The sequence below is a fragment of the Streptomyces sp. NPDC048277 genome (assembly GCF_040652235.1).
Classification (GTDB): domain Bacteria; phylum Actinomycetota; class Actinomycetes; order Streptomycetales; family Streptomycetaceae; genus Streptomyces.
Map to the genome: position 1 here is coordinate 281,528 of NZ_JBEZLQ010000011.1, position 16,941 is coordinate 298,468.

A 16,941-nucleotide genomic window follows, 5' to 3' on the forward strand; every position below is an offset into this window, starting at 1 on the left:
TATGCCGCGACCCGAAGCCGGTGCCACGTACGAGCGGCTTCGGGGAAGTTGCGTGGGGTAGTACGTTGGGGGCTCCCTGTACATGACGGTAGAGCAGAGGGCGGCGACGTGGGCGAGCGGGAGGTCGGGGCGGCGACGGGCACACACAATTCCGTCTCGGGGAACGCCGTGATCAACGGTCCGGTCGTGATGGCAGGTCGAGTGGAGTCGCTGTCCATGACGCTTGCCCCACCGACCGTGACGCCCCACCAGATGCCTCCGGCCATCGCGTCGTTCGTCAACCGTACGGTCGAGCTGGATCGTCTTCGCAAGATCGCGGACGCCCTTCGGGAGTCGCACCTGCCGGGTGTCATCGTCCTCTCCGGGCTCGGGGGAGTGGGCAAGACCCAGTTGGTGGCGCAGTGGGTGGCCAGGGCACTGACGCCTTCCTCCTCATATCCCGGTGGTCAGCTCTACGTGGATCTGGAAGAGGGCAGACGCGACGGCGCGGGCGACGTGAGCGGCGCTCTCGCGGGCTTCCTGCGTGCTCTTGGAGTGCATCGGGAGTTCATGCCGGCCGATCTGGGTGAACGTACGGCGTTGTTCCGCAGCGTCACCGCGGAGCGTGACACCCTTGTCGTGGTCGACAACGCCAGGCAGGCGGCCGAGGTTCGTCCCCTGGTCCCGTCCACCGGGCTGCTCGTGGTCACCAGCCGCACCGGTCTGCCGGCTCTGGCCGTGGACGGCGCTGTGGCCATCGCCCTCGAGCCGCTGGACGAGCGGTCCGGGATGGAACTCGTGCGCAGATGGCGCGTCGCGGACGCGGACAGCGCGGCCAAGGCACTGGTCCATCTCTGCAACGGTCTGCCCCTGGCGCTTCGTGCCGTCGGTGAATGGCTGGCGAAACGCCCACAGCTGAGTCTGACCGACGCGGTGCGCGCACTCGGCGCCGACGGCTTACCACCGTCTGAGGACGGGGCCACATCGGTGAAGGCAGTTCTCGACATGGCCTACCAGGGTCTGCCCGACCACGCGAAGCGCCTGTACCGGCTCATCGGCTGCCTGCCGGGCACTACGGTCACCGGTGGTCTCGCGGTGACGGTCGGCGTGCCGACGGTGGAGGACGCGGTGGGTGAACTGCTCACGGCCCATCTCATGGCCGTCGTCCAGTCCCCCGACCGGCCACGTCGTTTTCGGCCGCACGACGTTGTCAGGGAGCACACCCGGCGGATGGCGGTGACTCTCCCGGAGACGGAGCGACGTGCCATCCTGCGTGCCGTGACCAGCTTTTACACGGACGCCGCTGCGCACGCTGACGTTCTCGTGCTCGGGGCGGGTCGCTTTCGGCTGCAGATGCCGCCGACACGCTCTTTGGACGAACTCTCCCCGGGCGAGTGGCTGTTCACCGACGGCGCGGAAGCGCTGGAGTGGCTCGACGCCGAGCGGGGAAACCTGCTGGCCCTGTTGCGGGCAGCCGCGGACGAGCGGCGGGACGACGCGGTGTGGCAGCTGTGTGAGTCGCTCTGGGCACTGTTCGACGGACGAAAGCATCACCTGGACTCCATTGAGGCACATGGGCTGGGGATCGAGGCGGCGAGACGGTGCGGTCGCGCGGACGCCGAGGTACGCATGCGCAACCAACTGGCGCGCGCACACTACGGGTTGGGTGCGTTCGACGAGGCCCGTCGCACATTGGAGCTGGCCGAGCCCCTGCTCGACGGGGTCGCGGACGCGCGGTTGAGCGGCATGATCAGGGAGACGCAGGGGCTCATCGCCCTGGCCTCGGGCGCGCCCGAGGACGCCTACGCGCTGTTCGGCCAGGCACTGGACGCCAACTCGGCCACCCAGGATGCACATGGAGTCGTGGTCCAGTCGTACAACATCGGGCAGGCACTGGTCGCCGCCGGACGTCCCGGGGAAGCCCTCGACGTGCTGAGCGAGGCCAGAGCGACGGCCGCCGACAGCGGGGACCACGGGATGCTGCCGCGTATCGACATCATCCAGGCGCGGGCCCTGCAACGGCTCAACAGGCCGGAAGCCGCGAGCGAAGCGGCGATCCGCGCGGCGGAGCAGGCGAACGAGCGTAAGCAGTACGCCAAACTCGACAACGCTCTGGGCATTCTGTCCGAACTGGCTGCGAGCACGAGCAACACGAGGTTGCGCGCGGCCTGCGAAGCAAAGCTGCGCGAACTGTACAGGGGCGTTGGAGTGACGCCTGAAGGCGGCGGAGCCGATCCGGTCGATCGAGGCGCTTGAATCGGCCGGAGAAATTGACTGCACTCGCCTTCCCCCCGTCCCTTTTCGCTGATGCCCCGGAGAGAGCGTTGCCCTTGATGCGTCGTTCGCGGCTGCCACGAGCCCGGACCCGTTGGAACACATGGCCGGAGCCCAAGGCGGAGGTTCTGGGCGTCGCACGCACTCTCACCTCCGCGACCCGAGTACTCGACGTCATGGACCTGCTGCGTACCGAGGACGGCATCGACAAGTACTACACCGTCAATCCTGGCTCGGCCTTCGCCGACGGACTGCACGAATACCTTGCCTCCGTGGTGGGGCAGAATCTGCTGACGTGGAAGGAGGCCACCCGCCGCTCCTTCCACCTGGCCGTAGCCTGCGCAGTCCATCCGTCGATGCGCCGCCTGGACGCCCCTCTGATGGTGATGCCGCACGGCGCCGGCTACAACCGCCTGGTCAGTGAGTCGACCGGCGACACCACGTCCCCGGCGGGCCTTTCCCGCAGGGAACTGGTGCATCGCGGCAAGGTGGTGCCCGCAGCCATCGGCCTGTCGCACCACGACCAGCTGGCCACCTTGTTCAGGACCTGTCCCGAGGCGGCACCGCGCGCGGAAGTGATCGGTGACTGGTGCTTCCAGCGGCTCAAGGAGAGCGAGGCGCAGCGCGACTGGTATCGCACCCGGCTCGGCGTTGCTGACGGTCGCCGTCTCGTCGTGGTCCACTCGACCTGGAGCGAACACTCGCTGCTCGGTCGGTACCCGGGCCTGCCGCTTGACCTCGTTACCGCGCTGCCGGCCGACGAGTTCGCGGTGGCGGCCGTCTTTCACCCCAATGTGTGGGCCAGACACTCCTGGCCCACCGTACTGGAGCGACTGCGGGGGGCCATGGACGCGGGACTGATGGTGATTCCTCCTCAGGAGGGCTGGCGGGCCGCCGTCGTGGCCAGCGACTGGGTCATCGGCGATCACGGCAGTACGACGTTCTATTCCGCTGCCGCCGACCGTGTCACGCTCCTCGCGACGACGGGCATCGAGGAACTCGACCCCGCCTCACCGGCAGCCGCGTTCGTGCGGGCCGCGCCCAGGCTCGATCCCACGGGCGATCTGTACGATCAGCTGTTGCGTGCCGAATGGGACCACGACCCGGGCACGCTGCGCTCCGTCATCGACAGCCAGCTCGCGGACGTCGACAAGTCCGGGGAACTCACCCAACGGCGTATGTACGAGTTCCTGAGGCACCGGGGGATCAGTCCGCCCGGGCAGCCGCCCGACCCGCGGCCGGTCCCGGATCCGAAGCCGGAACGCAACCGGCCGCCGACGGCCTACGAGGTTGCGGGAGCCGTCGCGGCCGACGGATCGGTCGAGGTGCGCCGCTGGCCCATGGTCGCGGGGCAGCAGGAGAGGGAGCGAGGGTTCTACGTCGTCGCTGCCGAGTCGCCGCACGCGCTGTGGTCACAGAGCGCGGACGTCGTCGCGCGCACCGTAGCCGTCGCGGTCCCGAGCGCGTCCGAATGGTGCCTGCGTGAGGCACCGAGAAAGCCCGGCGCCGCTGTACTGGTCGCCCGCATCGACGAGGTGTCCGCGGTCGTATGGCTGCGTGGCATCCTCTTCGAGGCCCGTACGGTCCGTCCGTGGGGTGCACAACAGCCGGATCTTGACCCCTTGCTCCTGGGCGCAGCGCTCAACCTCTGGCTGATGCACGGCAGGAGTGGCGCGGAACTCGCCAACGGCCTGGTCGTGTGCACCGGACGGCGCAGCATCCGGGTGACCTTCACGAAACCTGTTGACGACCGGCTCGGCACGGAGGCGCGTAGCGGACTCTGATCCGGGTGGCAGTGGGCCGGTACAACGTCGGCGGCATGCGTGAAGGCACACAGGCCAGCGATCACCTGGGTCCTCCTGTGCTCGACGCACATGTGAGGGTACTGACGGAGCTGACGATGACAGCAATCTTCGGGTTGCCCCAACGGAGTCTGGTGGTTACGAACCGGGACAACCCGGAACGAGAGGTGCGCGTCACCTTTCTCGCGGGCTCCTGACCCCACCCCCGGCAATCCGTCACTGTCCGTGTGCGGTGGGCGATTCGCTGGTGTGGGCGAAGCGACGTCCGGTGGTATTCAATGACAGGTGTGCGGTCAGGGATCTCGGGGCCCCGTCGCACGGGTCCGAGTACGGCCCCGGCGCTGCGCCGGGGACTGCTGAGGGAGCCGCATGGACTCCACACCCTCTCCCTCTTCACCGTTCGACCTGGTCAGCAGTGCCCTGGGGCGTTACATCCCACGCGGAACAGCGGAGGCGGCCGCTGGTGCCGCTGGTTCCGCCGACGCTCAGGGGGACCGCACCACGCGTCGACGCGTACCCGACACCCCGGCGGCCGGCCGGCAGGACCAGATTCTCGGCGCGGTCAACCTGGACCGGGAGCTGAGAATCACCCGCTGCAATCTGGACGCCCCTGTGTTCGAGGGCCTGGATGTGGAGGCCGGGAGCCAATTCGTCGATCTGCTGCCTCCCGGGGACGTACCGACGGTCACCCGGCGGTTGCGGCAGGTCCTGGAGACCGGTGAGGCGCACGTCGCCCGGATCCAGCGCCTGCGGCGCGGCGACGGGTCGGAGCTGGTGGTCTCGATGAGCATCCTGCCCGCCGCGGTGCCGCACGAGGGTCTGACCGTCTCCGTGATCGCCATGGCCAGGCGGCTGCATCTGTACGCCGCCGAGACCGCGATCGGCACCTCCCTGGACATCGGCGACACCGCGCAGTCCCTGGCGCAGTCGCTGCTGGCCTGGGGAGACGTGGCCGCCGTCGACCTCGACTTCGCCGTGTGGACGGGCGAGGGGGTCACCGGGCAGGAGCAGGGCCGCATCCGGCTGCGGCGGGCGGCCCTGGTGCCGGACCGGGCGTGGCCCGAGGGCTATGTGACCCCGGGCGACGACCTTCCCAGTGACGCGAGTCGCCTGCTGGCGCAGGCGGTACGGCGGGACGACGCCCCGCAGGCCATCGTCATACCCGACCGGGAGGCGGTCGAGCGGGTCCTCGGCGGTCCGCGGGTGATGCGTGCCCTGGTGCCCGGCGACCGGTCCGCGGGTGTGGCGTGCATACCGCTGGTCCTGGACGGTGTGCCGCCCGTCGTGCTGGGCGTGGTGGAGGTCTGGCGGCGGGCGGACCGCCCCTTCCGGGACAGCGAGCTGCTCGACCTGCAGGAACTGGTGGCCAGGACCGCCCATCACGTCGACCTGGCCCGGCAGCACCAGCGCGAGCACACGCAGGTGCTGGCGTTGCAGCGCAGGCTGCTGCCCCGGACCGGCGGCGACACCGTCGAGATCGCCAGTGTCTACCAGCCCGCCACCCCCGACAGCGCGGGCGTCGGCGGCGACTGGGTCAACAGCTTTCCGCTGCCGGACGGCCGTACCGCGCTGGTGGTCGGTGACGTCGTCGGGCACGGTCTGGGAGCCGCGGCGACCATGGGCCAGCTGAGCATGGAGGCCCGCGCGCTGCTGTCCGCGGGGCTGGCGCCCGACGAGGTCCTGGAGCACCTGGACGAGACCGTGACCCTGCTGGACGACCCGGAGTCCGGGCTGGCGGCCGGCTACAGCGCCCTCGGCTCGACCTGCTGCATCGCCCTCTACGACCCGGTCAGCCACCGTCTGGCGCTGTCCAGCGCCGGCCACCTCCCCCCGGTCCTGGTCTCCCCGGACGGGCACGCGCGCCCGCTCGCGGTCCATCCGCACCCCGGCCTGGGCGCCGAGTTCGCGCTGCGGGAACCGTTCGGCGTGCACACGTTCGAGGTGCCTGCGGGCTCCCTGCTCGCCCTCTACACCGACGGCCTGGTGGAGGATCCCGCCGTGTCGATCGACGAGGGCATCGACAGGCTGGCGGACGCCGTCTCCAAGGTGCACCCCTGGGACGCCCTGCAGCAGGCCGCACGGCACGTCGTCGCCGCGCTCGCCCCCGCGCGCCAGCGTGACGACGTGACCCTGCTGCTCGCGCGGATGATCGGCTACCGCAAGGGGGACACCGCGACCTGGCGGCTGCCCGCCCGCGACGACGCCCCCGCCCGCGCCCGCGCGCAGGTCTCCGCGCTGCTGCGGCGCTGGCACACCAGGGACGACACCCGCGACAAGGTGGTGCTGCTGGTCAGCGAGCTGGTCACGAACGTGGTGCGCTTCGCCACCGGTCCCGTCACGGTACGGCTGATCAGGACCGGGCACGGCCTGCTCTGCGAGGTGGGCGACACCGGCAACGGCAGGCCGCGGCTGAGCCGGGGCGGCCTCCTCGACGACGGTGGCCGCGGCCTGCACGTCGTGCACCGGCTCACCACCCGGTGGGGGGTGCGCTGGACGGACACCGGCAAGGTGGTCTGGGCGGAAGTCGTGAGGTGAGGCGGGCTCGCCCTACAGCCACTCCCCTTCCAGAGCGGTGGCGGTCAGGCCAGGGGCCGCCGCGTACAGGACCGCGCGGCTGCCCGACTTCTGCCCGGCGTCGTGCGCCCGCCGCATGATGTCGAAGACGGCGGCGCCGCCGCGGTTGCCGGTGCGGTAGCTGTCCCGGCTGTGGTCCAGCAGTCCCGACGGCCACGCCTCGGGCATCGTCTGCTCCATGTACTCCAGCACCCGGGTCCCGCCGGGGTGCGCCAGCAGCACGTCGGGGTGCCAGGCGTCGGGGTCGTCCTGGTAGCGGACGCGCAGCCACTCCCACATCGCCGTGACCGTCTCCTGCACGGCGCGCGGCCCGCGCCGGTCCATCACGAAGTGGGTGCCGTCCGCCCGTGTGTCCAGGCGGTGCAGGTCGTGGGTGCCGGGCAGGGTGTGGTGCCAGGCGGAGTCCAGCCGCAGCACCGACTCGCGCGTCGGGCGACCCGTGACCACCGTGGCGACCGCGGTGTCGGCGAACAGCAGCCGGACGATCAGGGACTCGATGGTGTCGTCCGCGGGCTGGTACGTCGTGCTCAGCGCCTCCGCTATCACGACCAGGACGACCCGGTCGGGGTCCGCGGCCACCAGGTCCGCCGCCAGCGCCAGCGAGCGGGTCCCCGCGATACAGGCCCACTGCGTGGCCGGCAGCAGCATCGCGTCGTTGCGCAGCGAGAGCTTGTTGGCCAGGGCGATGTCCAGGCCCGGCAGCGCCGGGGTGGTGGAGTGACTGGTGATCAGGCAGTCGACGTCCGACGCGTCCAGCCCGGCGATCTGCAGGGCACCGCGCGCCGCCCGCTCCCCGTAGGACTGCACGGCCTCCCAGGCCGGCGCGGTGCGCTCCTGGACGGTCTGCCGCGTGGGTATCGCCTCGAGCGCGGCGATCGCGCGGTCCACGTCCTGCCGGCCGAACCCGTCGCGGGCGAGCGCCTCTTGGGCCGCCCCGACACCGACGTCCCGCAGGCCACCGCCCTTGCCGGGCGCGACCGCGGCCTCCAGCGGCAGCATCCAGCCGCGGGTCTCGATGCCCGTGCTTTCCGCGATGCCGTCGATCCGCGGTGCCCACGCGGCATCCGGATGCCGGTCGCGCACCTCCGCCACGATCTGGCTGGTCTCCACGGGGTGTTCGCCGTGTATCACGGCAGGAGGGCACAGGTAAGCGGGCATGGTGATGCACCTTTCCGGAGGAAAAAGCAGAAATGTCCCGAATGCTGTGTCGTGGGTCACTTTGAAAGCTCACGCCCAAGACATCGCCGAGAGGCTCCACTTCGGGGCTCGGAATCCGCTTCGAGCATGGACGCCAAATGGACATTTCCGCTGTGATGCAGACAACTTAGGCGGCACTTGAAATGCGTGACACGGCACACACCCCCGCACTGACGCGCCGTCAGTGCGGGGGTGTGTGCCGTGTCACGGCCGCCGGGGCCGGGCGGGCCTCAGAGGCCGTCCGCGGCGGTCAGCGCCTGGAGTGCGCCTGCCTGGGTGCGCCAGTCCAGCTGGTTGGGCGTGCTGCCGGACCAGCGTTCGCCCAGGCGGTTCAGGGAGTCGCGGTCGGCCGTCCAGATCGAGTCGGCCTGCTTCTGCACGTACGCCCGGTAGACGGTGGACCCGGTGGCGTCCGCGAGGTCGGCGAGGTGCCTCACGAAGATGCCCTTGAACTGTTTCTGGTTGTCGTCGCAGGTGCTCGTACCGGTGTCGCAGGACTCGGTGAGCACCCCGTCACGGGTCAGGGCCGGTGCGGCGAGGGCGGCGTCGGCCAGTCGCCTGGCGGTGTCCAGGTAGCGGGTCTCGCCGGTGGAGCGCCACAGCTGGGTGAAGGCGCCGATGGCCAGGCCCTGGTTGTAACTCCACACCGTCTGGCCGTTGTTGGCGCAGCCCGAGGTGAGGCCGTCGTTGACGAGACCGGCCGAGTCGATCAGTCCGCTGGAGAGGTACCAGTCGGCGGCCGTCGTCGCGCGGGCACCCCACACGGTGTCGCCGGCGATCCGCTGGTGCAGGGACGTGGTGAGCCACAGGTACAGGCCGTTGGTCACGGCGTTCTTGTAGGTGCGCTCCCGGTCCCACCACACCCCGCCGCCGCATGTACCCGTGTCCCAGAACTGCTGGACGTAGTCGGTGATGGTGACCGCCTCGTCCAGATAGCGCTGCTCGTGCGTGTGGTCGTAGGCGGCCACCCAGGCGACGGCCCACCAGGCCGCGTCGTCGACGGCGCGGCTGATGAAGTCGCCCTCTACCGGGTCGCTGCTCCGCGCGCCCGCGGCGAAGACGCCCCGGTTCTGCTCGAAGGTGCGGGCGATCACCCAGTCGTAGTCGTGCCGCCCGGTGCGCTCGGCGAAGTCGATGACCGCGGTGAGGGCGGCGGCGGAGTTCCACCAACTGCTGTGCCACCAGCCCTCGTACGGGTCGTACGACGCCATCAGCGCGTCGGCCGCCGCCCGTGCCCGCGTCGGCGCGGGCCGGACCCAGGCGGTGCAACTGCCCTCGTTGTGGCTCGCCTCGCGGCCGCAGGCGCGGACCGCGCCGCCGAACAGCAGGCCGCGCGGGTCCCGGGTGGCGAACATGGCGGTACGGGTCGACGCGGAACCGGACGGCACGGCGGTACGGCCGAGGGACGAGCCCTCGGGCCAGGTCGCCCCTTCGTCCCAGGAGCGGTCGAGCCAGATCTCGTCGCCCGCGCCGCCGTTCTCGATGACGCCCCACGCCATGGAGTTCCGCTGGTCGACATGGAGACTGATGGTCCGTCCGTAGAGCGTGGTGGACGGCACCGGGGTGTCGTCGCCCGTCGCCGTGGCCGGGTCGGCGCCGTCGCAGGACGTGCCGTCGCACACCGTCGGGTAGGTCCAGTCGGTGCAGGTGACCCCCGCCGCGTCGCCGCAGGCGCGGATCCAGCCGCGCCGGTGCCCCTGCGGGTCGGTGATGTTGTACATGAGCGTGCGGGTACCGGTCCAGGTACCGGGAATGCTCGCCTTGCCCAGCAGCGGCTCCCAGGTGGCGCCCCGGTCCCAGGAGCGGTCGAGCCAGACCGAGTCGCCGGTCACACCGTTGTCGATGCTGGCCCAGGCCATGTCGTCCGGGTCGGAGACGTGCAGCCGGAGCACACGGCCGTTGATGTCGCGGTCCGGCACCGGGAAGGTCTCCCGTTGTGCCTTCGAAGGGTCGAGGGTGTCGCATGCGAGCGCGCAGACCTGCGTCGCGGCATGCGCGGCCGTGGGCAGAGCGACCAGGTCGGCCAGGGTGATGACCAGGGCCAACAGGCCGCCGAGCATGCGGTGTCTGCGCGCTGACATGACGTACCCGCTCTCTCTGTGAGTCGGTCAGGACAACGTTGTCGAACGGTCAGGACGCCGCGTCGAGCAGATCGAGGGCACTCTGCTGACGCGCGGCGTCCACCTGGTCGAGCGGCCCGTACCAGCGCAGCCCGTACTGGTCGAGGGCGTTGCGGTCGTTCGCGTAGGCGCTGTCCGCCTGGCGCTTGAGGTACGCGGTGTACGGGTGGTCCGGCAGCAGCGAGTTGAGCTTGCCGAGGCCGCGCACGTCGGCGCCTTTGAAGGACGGCCCGTCGGCTCCGCAGTCACCGCTCTCGCACGGGTCGCGCAGGATGCCGTCGGAGGTGTGCAGCAGGGAGGTCGTGGTGGCGGCGTCGGCGATCTGCCGTGCGCTGGTGAGCAGTCCGCCGTCGCCCGTGGCCCGGTACAGCTCGGCGAGGGCGCCGAGGAGGACACCCTGGTTGTACGACCAGACGGCCTGCCCGTTGTTGCCGCAGGTGGACAGGTCGATGCCGTCGTTGACCAGGTGCGAGCCGTTGACCATGCCGGTGCCCTGGAACCAGGTCCAGCCGCTCCGGGCCCGGTCGAGGTACGCCGTGTCGCCCGCGATCCTGTTGTGCAGGGCGGCATTGAGCTGGATGTAGAGGGAGTTGGCGATGGCGTTCTTGTACGTCTTCGCGGTGCTCCACCACACTCCGCCGCCGCAGGTGCCGTCCCAGTAGGCCGCCATGTGGTCGGCGTCCGCACGGGCCGTGTCCAGATAGCGGCTGTCGCCGGTCAGGTCGTACGCGGCGACCCAGGCGAGCCCCCACCAGCCGGTGTCGTCGATGTAGTCGTTGCGGAACTGCCCGCCCTGGGCGTTGATGTTCAGATCGTAGGTGCGAGCGATCGCGTACCGGTAACTGCCCATGCCCGTCACCCGGATGTTGTCGATGACCGCGGTCAGGGCGTTCGCGGAGTTCCACCAGCCGGTGGTGTCGAACAGGCCGGTTCCGTAGTTGTAGAGCGTCATCAGGCCGGTGGCCGCGGCGGTGCGCGGCTCGCCCGCGTTCCAGGTGGTGCGGGCCCAGGGGGTGCACGCGATCTCGGCGCGGTCCCCGGCCTTTCCGCAGGCGCGCAGGGCGCCGACGCCGAGGTTGTTCCAGTCGTCCACGTTGTACATGAGGGTGCGCCAGCCGCGCTGCCCGGTGGGCACGCTGGTGTCGCCGAGTTTGCTGCCCGAGCTCCAGGTGCGGCCGCCGTCGAAGGAGCGGTCCAGCCACACCTCGTCGCCCGGGTTGCCGTTGTCGATGGAGGCCCAGCCCATGGCGTCGGCGTCGTCGAAGTGCAGGACGACCGACCGTGCGTAGATGCTCGCCGTGACCGGTGCCCGGTCGCCCGGGGAGAGCGCGGGGTCCCGGGCGTCGCAGTACTTGTTGCAGATGGTGGCCGCCGCGGAGCTGTCGGCGGCGGCCGCCGGGGACGTGAGGGGGACGACGGCGAGGAACAGGGCCGGGGCGAGTGCCGCCGCCAGTCGGTGAAGGCGGCGGCTTCTCGGTCTTTGTACGGGGGGCATGGGACTCCCTGCGTCGAGGGACGGGTATGAGAGCGCTCTCGGAAGGTAAGGAAGGGGCGCAGATGCGTCAATGTTGCCTACGGGTACGGAAGTTGCACTCAGGTCTGCACTAAAGGGCACCCGCGAGCACCTCTGCGGCGGCGATCCCGGAGGCGGCCGTGGCGCCGTGTGTGAAGATCTGGGCGGCCGAGGGGACGACGGTGCCCGGCAGGCCCATCTCCACGACGATCGCGTCGGGACGGGCGGTGACCAGGTCCGCGAGGGCCCGTGCCATCCAGGGGTGCCGGGCGGCGTCGCGGACCACCACGACCAGGGGCCGCCCCGAGGCGGGTGCCAGCGCCCGGGTCCGCAGCGTGGTGGCGTGTGGCAGCAGGTCCTTGCGGCGCAGCCGGACGGACGTCGTCCCCGGCAGCCGCTCGCCCAGCGGTGCGGCCACGCCCCAGGGGGTCTCCTTGCCGATGGCCAGGTTGGTGGCGGGCGCCAGTTCCACCACGTGCGGCGCGGTGACCAGGGGGAGGATCTGCCGTACGGCTCCGGTCAGCCGGATGGCGCGGCGGGCGGCGGCGAATCCGATGCCGCCGGCGTCCCAGGCGGCGAAGCGGGCCGGGCTGATCCCCGCCGACCAGGCCGCGAACTCCCGGACGCGAAGGCTCGCTTCCGTGAGCCGCTCCTCCGGCAGGTCACCCGAGAGGACGGCGTCCGCGAGGGCGTCCACGAGCAGTCCCGCGGTGGCCTCCTCGGCGTTCTCACCGCCGACGCAGACGGCGTCGGCACCGGCGGCGACGGCCCTGACCGTGGCTCCGCCGATCCCGTAGCGGCCGGCCACGGCGCCCATCTCGATGGCGTCGGTGACGACGACGCCGTCGAACCCGAGCTCCTGGCGCAGCAGTTCGTCCAGGATGCGCCGGCTCAGGGTGGCGGGCAGGTCCGGGTCGTAGGCGGGTACCAGCAGGTGGCCGCTCATCACCGCGCGGACGCCCGCGTCGATCGCGGCGCGGAACGGCGGCAGGGCCTGCTCGGCGATCCGGGCGCGGTCGGCGCCGTAGACGGGCAGGCCGTGGTGGGAGTCGACGGCCACGTCGCCGTGGCCGGGGAAGTGCTTGGCGCAGGCGGCGACACCGGCCGACTGGAGCCCCCGGATCCAGGCGCCGGTGTGCCGGGCCACCACCTTGGTGTCGACGCCGAAGGATCTGACCCCGATGATCGGGTTGTCGGGGTTGGAGTTCACGTCCGCGCTCGGTGCGTAGTCGAGGCTCACACCGGCTGTACGCAGCTGTCGGCCCAGGTCGGCGGCGACGGCCTCGGTCAACTCGGTGTCGTCGACGGTTCCGAGTGCGAAGTTGCCGGGCCGGGTGGAGCCGGTCGCGGACTCGATCCGGGTGACGTCGCCGGCCTCCTCGTCGATCGCGATGATCAACTCGGGGTTCTCCGCGCGTAGTCGACCGGTGAGCCGGGCGACCTGTCCGGGCGTGACGATGTTGCGGGAGAAGAGCACGACCGAGGCGAGCCCCTCCCCGATCTCGCGCAGTACCCAGTCGGGGGCCTCGGTGCCCACGAACCCCGGCTGCAGGACGGAGCGCGCCAGCCGTCGCAACTCCTCGCTGTGCTTGCTGGAGACCATCGCACATGCCCCTTCCGTTGGTACAGACCAATGCGTTCCCGCTCAGGCTAGCCACCCTTGTCAAGTGGGCCCGGATCGCGCCCTGTTGGCGGAAACACGCCCTCAACTGCGGTGTTTGACAGGGCGAGTTGGTCTAGTCCAAGTTGGTTGCACGCGAGTTCGAAGAGGGACTGGTGTGGCCCGTGGTGCAGTGACCCTGCCGGTACGGTCCCCGCCCCTCACTCCGCGCGGTTGGTGACCCGGTCGGGTCGCCGGTACCCGAGAACTAGGTGTGGAGCGCCGTATGTCCACGACTGACCGTTATCTCCATCGAGCCCCCTCGGACACCCCCTACTTCAGCCCGGACGGCGAGACCTATCTCGCCCCGACACCCCTGCGGGATCTGCAGAAGAACCGCCCCCTGCGAGTCCTGTCCGAGGAGGACTTCGCCTTCTGGCAGACCTATGGCTACGTGGTGGTGAAACAGGCCATCCCCGCCACCTCGGCCCGCCGACTGCTCGACTTCGCCTGGGAGTTCCAGGGACTCGACCCCGAGCGTCCCGAGACCTGGTACGAGGAGCGCGAGTACCGCTCCGACCTCGACCGGGAACTGCACATCTACGGCTTCGTCGAGGCCTACCACCACCAGCTGATCTGGGACAGCCGCCAGACCCGGCGGGTCTACGACGCGTTCGTCGACGTCTGGGACTGCGAAGAGCTCTGGGTGACGCTCGACCGGCTGAACCTGAACCCGCCCAACATCAAGACCCGTGACCGCGCCCTGATCCCGCGCACGGAAGAGGGCTTCGACATCGAGCTCCACTGGGACGTCGACACCACGCTCGGCGTACTGCCGCAGCGGGTCCAGGGGATCATCGCCCTGACCGACACCCGGCCGGAACTCGGCGGTTTCCAGTGCTGCCCCGAGCTGTTCAAGCGGTTCGACCAGTGGAAGGTGTTCCAGCCGGACGACCGTGACCCGATCCGACCCAGGATCGACCGCGCGGAGTTCCCCGTGGTGCGACCGCAACTCGAAGCCGGCGACCTGCTGATCTTCAACGGCCTGCTGGCGCACGGTGTGGCACCGAACACCTCCGAGCGGACGGTGCGCGCGGTCCAGTACCTGTCGATGATGCCGGCCCTGGAGTCCCACGAGACACTCAGGACGTCCCGCGTCGAGTCGTGGCGCACCCTTGCCACGCCCGACTGGAACGGGACGCTGCTCGGCGACGCCACGCGGCACGAGTCCCTGAGGTACGGGAGGGCCACGCTCGACGAACTCGGCGCCAGGCTCCTGGGCCTCACGTCCTGGAACGGGGCGGACCTGGAGCAGCGGGCCGGAGAAGAGACATGCGCCGAATCTGCCTGACCCTGCCGACCAACCGGCCCTGCGCGGCGACGATCACGGCCGTGGCCGAGGAAGCGGCCTACGCCGCCCGGCACTTCGACGTCGAGGTGCACCTCCTGATCCTGGACTCCTGCCCCGCACCGGCCTACGCGGCGCACGCCGAGGCCGTGCGCCGGATACCGGAGCAGCCGCGGATCGTCGTACACCACCTCGACGAGGCACGGCAGCGGGACTTCCTCCGGCGCGCGATCGACCGGTCCGCGGCCATGAAGCCCGACCTCCTGCTGGACCTGATGCTCCCGGCCCGCCTCTCCTACGGCGCCTGCACCAACCGCGCCTTCCTCCTCGCCGCGGCACTCGGCTGCGAGTCGGTCCACCGCAGGGACTCCGACAGCCGGTACCAGGTCGTGGACGGCGAGACCGTCTTCCCCGTCCACCACGAACTGGCGTCACTCGGCAGGCGTGCGGCCGACGCCGCCCCGCACGTCACCGAGACCGCACTGGCCGCCGACCACATGGACAGACGGGTCGCGATGGTCGGCAGCTCCTTCGTCGGTGAACTGTCCGTCGACATCGGCGAGATACTCCGCATCGACCCCGCCGTCTACCACGACATGGTCAGCCTGTGGGCACCGGCGCACTGGTCCGACGAGCAGAAGGGACAACTCGTCGACGAGTCCTTCCGGGGCGCCGGCACGGACGCCTTCACCGCGGACCACTCCACCCTCGCCCTGGTGGACCCCATGCGCGTGGACATGTGCAACATCGCCTTCCACGGCGTGCAGGAACGGGTGCCCCTGCCGCCCGCGACCGACACCATCGGCAGCGACTACTTCCTGATCCACCTGGTCCACGACGCCGGTCTGCCGGGCGTCCTGCACAACCGGAACATCGTCAACTACTACACCGGCGAGCGCCGGACCGACTCCGGGTTCATGGCGTACCAGCTGCGCTTCGTCAAGTTCCTGCTGTCGATGCTCTATTTCAACCACGTCTACGACCACATGGCGCGGGCCGGCGCGTCGTTGCTCGACGAACAGGGACGGGTGCGCGCCTCCGCCGTAGCCCTGTCGGCCAGGCGGAGCGCCGGGCTCGACCGGAGCGAGAACGTCCACCGGCTGGACGTCCTCGACGCCGCCTACCGCAAACTGGGCGGCAGATACGCGGAGTTCGCCGACCTCCTGGGACAGCGCCGCGAACGCCTCCTCGACGAGGCGCGCGGCGACATCGAGGACTTCGCCCTGCTGGCGGAGGCGTGGGAGCCGCTGGTGCGGGCGGCCGCGCTCACGTCCGTACCGCAGCGGCGGTGAGGGTGAGCATGGCACACGAGTCGGCACCGCTGCTCGCCGCGCTGGCGGGCGCCACCGAGGACCGGATCTTCCTCGACCTGGCCGGAATCGAAGGCCGCTACGACACTCTCCGGCGTGAACTGCCCGGCGTCGCCGTCCGGTTCGCCATGAAGACCTGCCCGGTGGACGAGGTGCTCACCCGTCTCGCCCAGCGGGGCGCCGGGGTCGACGGGGCGAGCCCCCGAGAACTGCGGCAGGCCCTGCGGGCGGGCGTGCCCGTCGACAGGACGCACTACGGCAACACCGTCAAGTCCGACCAGGACATCGCCGACGCCCACCGCCTCGGCGTCCGGGACTTCGCGACCGACAGCATCGAGGACCTGGCGGCCGTCGCGGCCCACGCCCCGGGAGCCCGCGTGTTCTGCAGGCTGGCGACGAGCGGCGACGGGGCGCTGTGGGGACTGAGCGACAAGTTCGGCTGCTCGCCCGCGGACGCGGTGCGGATCCTCGAGGCGGCGCGGGGCATGGGCCTGACCCCCTCCGGTCTGTCCGTGCACGTCGGCTCCCAGCAGATGACGGCGGACGCCTGGCACAGCGCCGTCGAGTGTCTGGCGGACGTCCTGACCGCCCTGGCCCGGCGCGGGATCGTCCTGGACCACGTCAACCTCGGCGGCGGCCTGCCGGCCCTCGGATACCTCGACCGGTACGGCCTGCCCCTGGACCCTCCGCTGGACAAGATCTTCGCCGTCGTCCGGGAGGGAATGCGCCACCTCAGGAGGGTCCACGGTGAGCACCTCGCGTTCGTCATGGAACCGGGGCGCCACCTCGTCGCCGACCACGGGGCCATCCGGGCCCATGTGGCCCGCCTGGCCGAACGGCGACGGCCGGACGGCGAGCGGCAGTACTGGCTCTACCTGAGCTGCGGCAAGTTCAACGGCCTCTACGAGATGGACGCGCTCCAGTACCCGCTCGTCTTCCCCACCCACCCCGACGCCGACTACGTCCCCGCCGTCGTGGCCGGTCCCACCTGCGACAGCGACGACGCCTACCCCCGGGGACACGCCCTCGTCCACGTCCCCCGAGGACTGGCGTCCGGCGACCCGGTCTGGGTGCTCTCCAGCGGCGCCTACGCGATCAGCTACACGACCCAGGGCTTCAACGGCTTCGCCCCGCTCCCGTACACCTGCGTCGACGGAGGACACCCGTGAGCGGCGACGGCGTACGCATACGCCACATCACCGACGCCGACTGGGACGGCATCGC

10 protein-coding genes are annotated in these 16,941 nt (G+C 70.7%); 6 read left to right on the plus strand and 4 right to left on the minus strand.

Features of this window, described 5'->3' with window-relative positions; genetic code table 11:
- Window positions 1-108: 108 nt before the first annotated feature.
- The 3 genes from AB0D85_RS24855 (at window position 109) to AB0D85_RS24865 (ending at window position 6,590) form a co-directional block, all read left to right on the plus strand.
- Window positions 109-2,235, plus strand: coding sequence for a hypothetical protein (locus tag AB0D85_RS24855; protein WP_362323975.1), 2,127 nt, complete (start codon window positions 109-111; stop codon window positions 2,233-2,235).
- 77 nt (window positions 2,236-2,312) lie between these two features.
- Window positions 2,313-4,037 carry a hypothetical protein gene (locus AB0D85_RS24860; protein ID WP_362323978.1) on the plus strand — a complete coding sequence of 575 codons (1,725 nt, stop codon included), beginning with the start codon at window positions 2,313-2,315 and terminating at the stop codon, window positions 4,035-4,037.
- A gap of 387 nt (window positions 4,038-4,424) precedes the next feature.
- Entirely contained in the window at window positions 4,425-6,590 is a 2,166-nt protein-coding gene (locus tag AB0D85_RS24865) for a SpoIIE family protein phosphatase (RefSeq protein ID WP_362323981.1), read from the plus strand.
- 12 nt (window positions 6,591-6,602) lie between these two features.
- Here the strand turns inward: AB0D85_RS24865 and AB0D85_RS24870 are convergent, their stop codons facing one another.
- From AB0D85_RS24870 to AB0D85_RS24885, 4 genes are all read right to left on the minus strand, one after another.
- Window positions 6,603-7,787, minus strand: coding sequence for a type III polyketide synthase (locus tag AB0D85_RS24870; RefSeq protein ID WP_362323984.1), 1,185 nt, complete (start codon window positions 7,785-7,787; stop codon window positions 6,603-6,605).
- Between the two features lie 269 nt (window positions 7,788-8,056).
- Window positions 8,057-9,907, minus strand: coding sequence for a glycoside hydrolase family 76 protein (locus tag AB0D85_RS24875; protein WP_362323987.1), 1,851 nt, complete (start codon window positions 9,905-9,907; stop codon window positions 8,057-8,059).
- Between the two features lie 49 nt (window positions 9,908-9,956).
- Window positions 9,957-11,441: a glycoside hydrolase family 76 protein gene (locus AB0D85_RS24880; RefSeq protein WP_362323990.1), complete on the minus strand. Its 1,485-nt coding sequence runs from the start codon at window positions 11,439-11,441 to the stop codon at window positions 9,957-9,959.
- 109 nt (window positions 11,442-11,550) lie between these two features.
- Window positions 11,551-13,062 (minus strand): glycoside hydrolase family 3 protein, encoded by a 1,512-nt coding sequence (locus AB0D85_RS24885; protein ID WP_362323993.1) that lies wholly within the window; start codon window positions 13,060-13,062, stop codon window positions 11,551-11,553.
- A 283-nt stretch (window positions 13,063-13,345) separates the two neighbouring features.
- On the opposite strand from AB0D85_RS24885, the gene AB0D85_RS24890 reads away from it, so the two are divergent.
- The 3 genes from AB0D85_RS24890 to AB0D85_RS24900 are packed head-to-tail and all read left to right on the plus strand — an operon-like array spanning window position 13,346 to window position 16,886.
- The gene (locus AB0D85_RS24890) at window positions 13,346-14,410 is read left to right on the plus strand and encodes a phytanoyl-CoA dioxygenase family protein (protein WP_362323996.1); all 1,065 of its coding nucleotides are present in this window, start codon (window positions 13,346-13,348) and stop codon (window positions 14,408-14,410) included.
- Entirely contained in the window at window positions 14,392-15,699 is a 1,308-nt protein-coding gene (locus AB0D85_RS24895) for a DUF6271 family protein (RefSeq protein WP_362323999.1), read from the plus strand. Before AB0D85_RS24890 ends, AB0D85_RS24895 begins: the two co-directional genes overlap by 19 nt.
- A gap of 8 nt (window positions 15,700-15,707) precedes the next feature.
- Window positions 15,708-16,886: a type III PLP-dependent enzyme gene (locus AB0D85_RS24900; protein ID WP_362324001.1), complete on the plus strand. Its 1,179-nt coding sequence runs from the start codon at window positions 15,708-15,710 to the stop codon at window positions 16,884-16,886.
- The last annotated feature ends 55 nt before the right edge of the window (window positions 16,887-16,941 follow it).

What these genes read in the sequence shown, in the direction of transcription:
- AB0D85_RS24860 (WP_362323978.1), top strand. Translation starts at nt 2,313, where the DNA reads ATGCGTCGTTCGCGGCTGCCACGAGCCCGGACCCGTTGGAACACATGG.
- AB0D85_RS24865 (WP_362323981.1), top strand. Translation starts at nt 4,425, where the DNA reads ATGGACTCCACACCCTCTCCCTCTTCACCGTTCGACCTGGTCAGCAGT.
- AB0D85_RS24870 (WP_362323984.1), bottom strand. Translation starts at nt 7,787, where the DNA reads ATGCCCGCTTACCTGTGCCCTCCTGCCGTGATACACGGCGAACACCCC.
- AB0D85_RS24875 (WP_362323987.1), bottom strand. Translation starts at nt 9,907, where the DNA reads ATGTCAGCGCGCAGACACCGCATGCTCGGCGGCCTGTTGGCCCTGGTC.
- AB0D85_RS24880 (WP_362323990.1), bottom strand. Translation starts at nt 11,441, where the DNA reads ATGCCCCCCGTACAAAGACCGAGAAGCCGCCGCCTTCACCGACTGGCG.
- AB0D85_RS24885 (WP_362323993.1), bottom strand. Translation starts at nt 13,062, where the DNA reads ATGGTCTCCAGCAAGCACAGCGAGGAGTTGCGACGGCTGGCGCGCTCC.
- AB0D85_RS24890 (WP_362323996.1), top strand. Translation starts at nt 13,346, where the DNA reads ATGTCCACGACTGACCGTTATCTCCATCGAGCCCCCTCGGACACCCCC.
- AB0D85_RS24895 (WP_362323999.1), top strand. Translation starts at nt 14,392, where the DNA reads ATGCGCCGAATCTGCCTGACCCTGCCGACCAACCGGCCCTGCGCGGCG.
- AB0D85_RS24900 (WP_362324001.1), top strand. Translation starts at nt 15,708, where the DNA reads ATGGCACACGAGTCGGCACCGCTGCTCGCCGCGCTGGCGGGCGCCACC.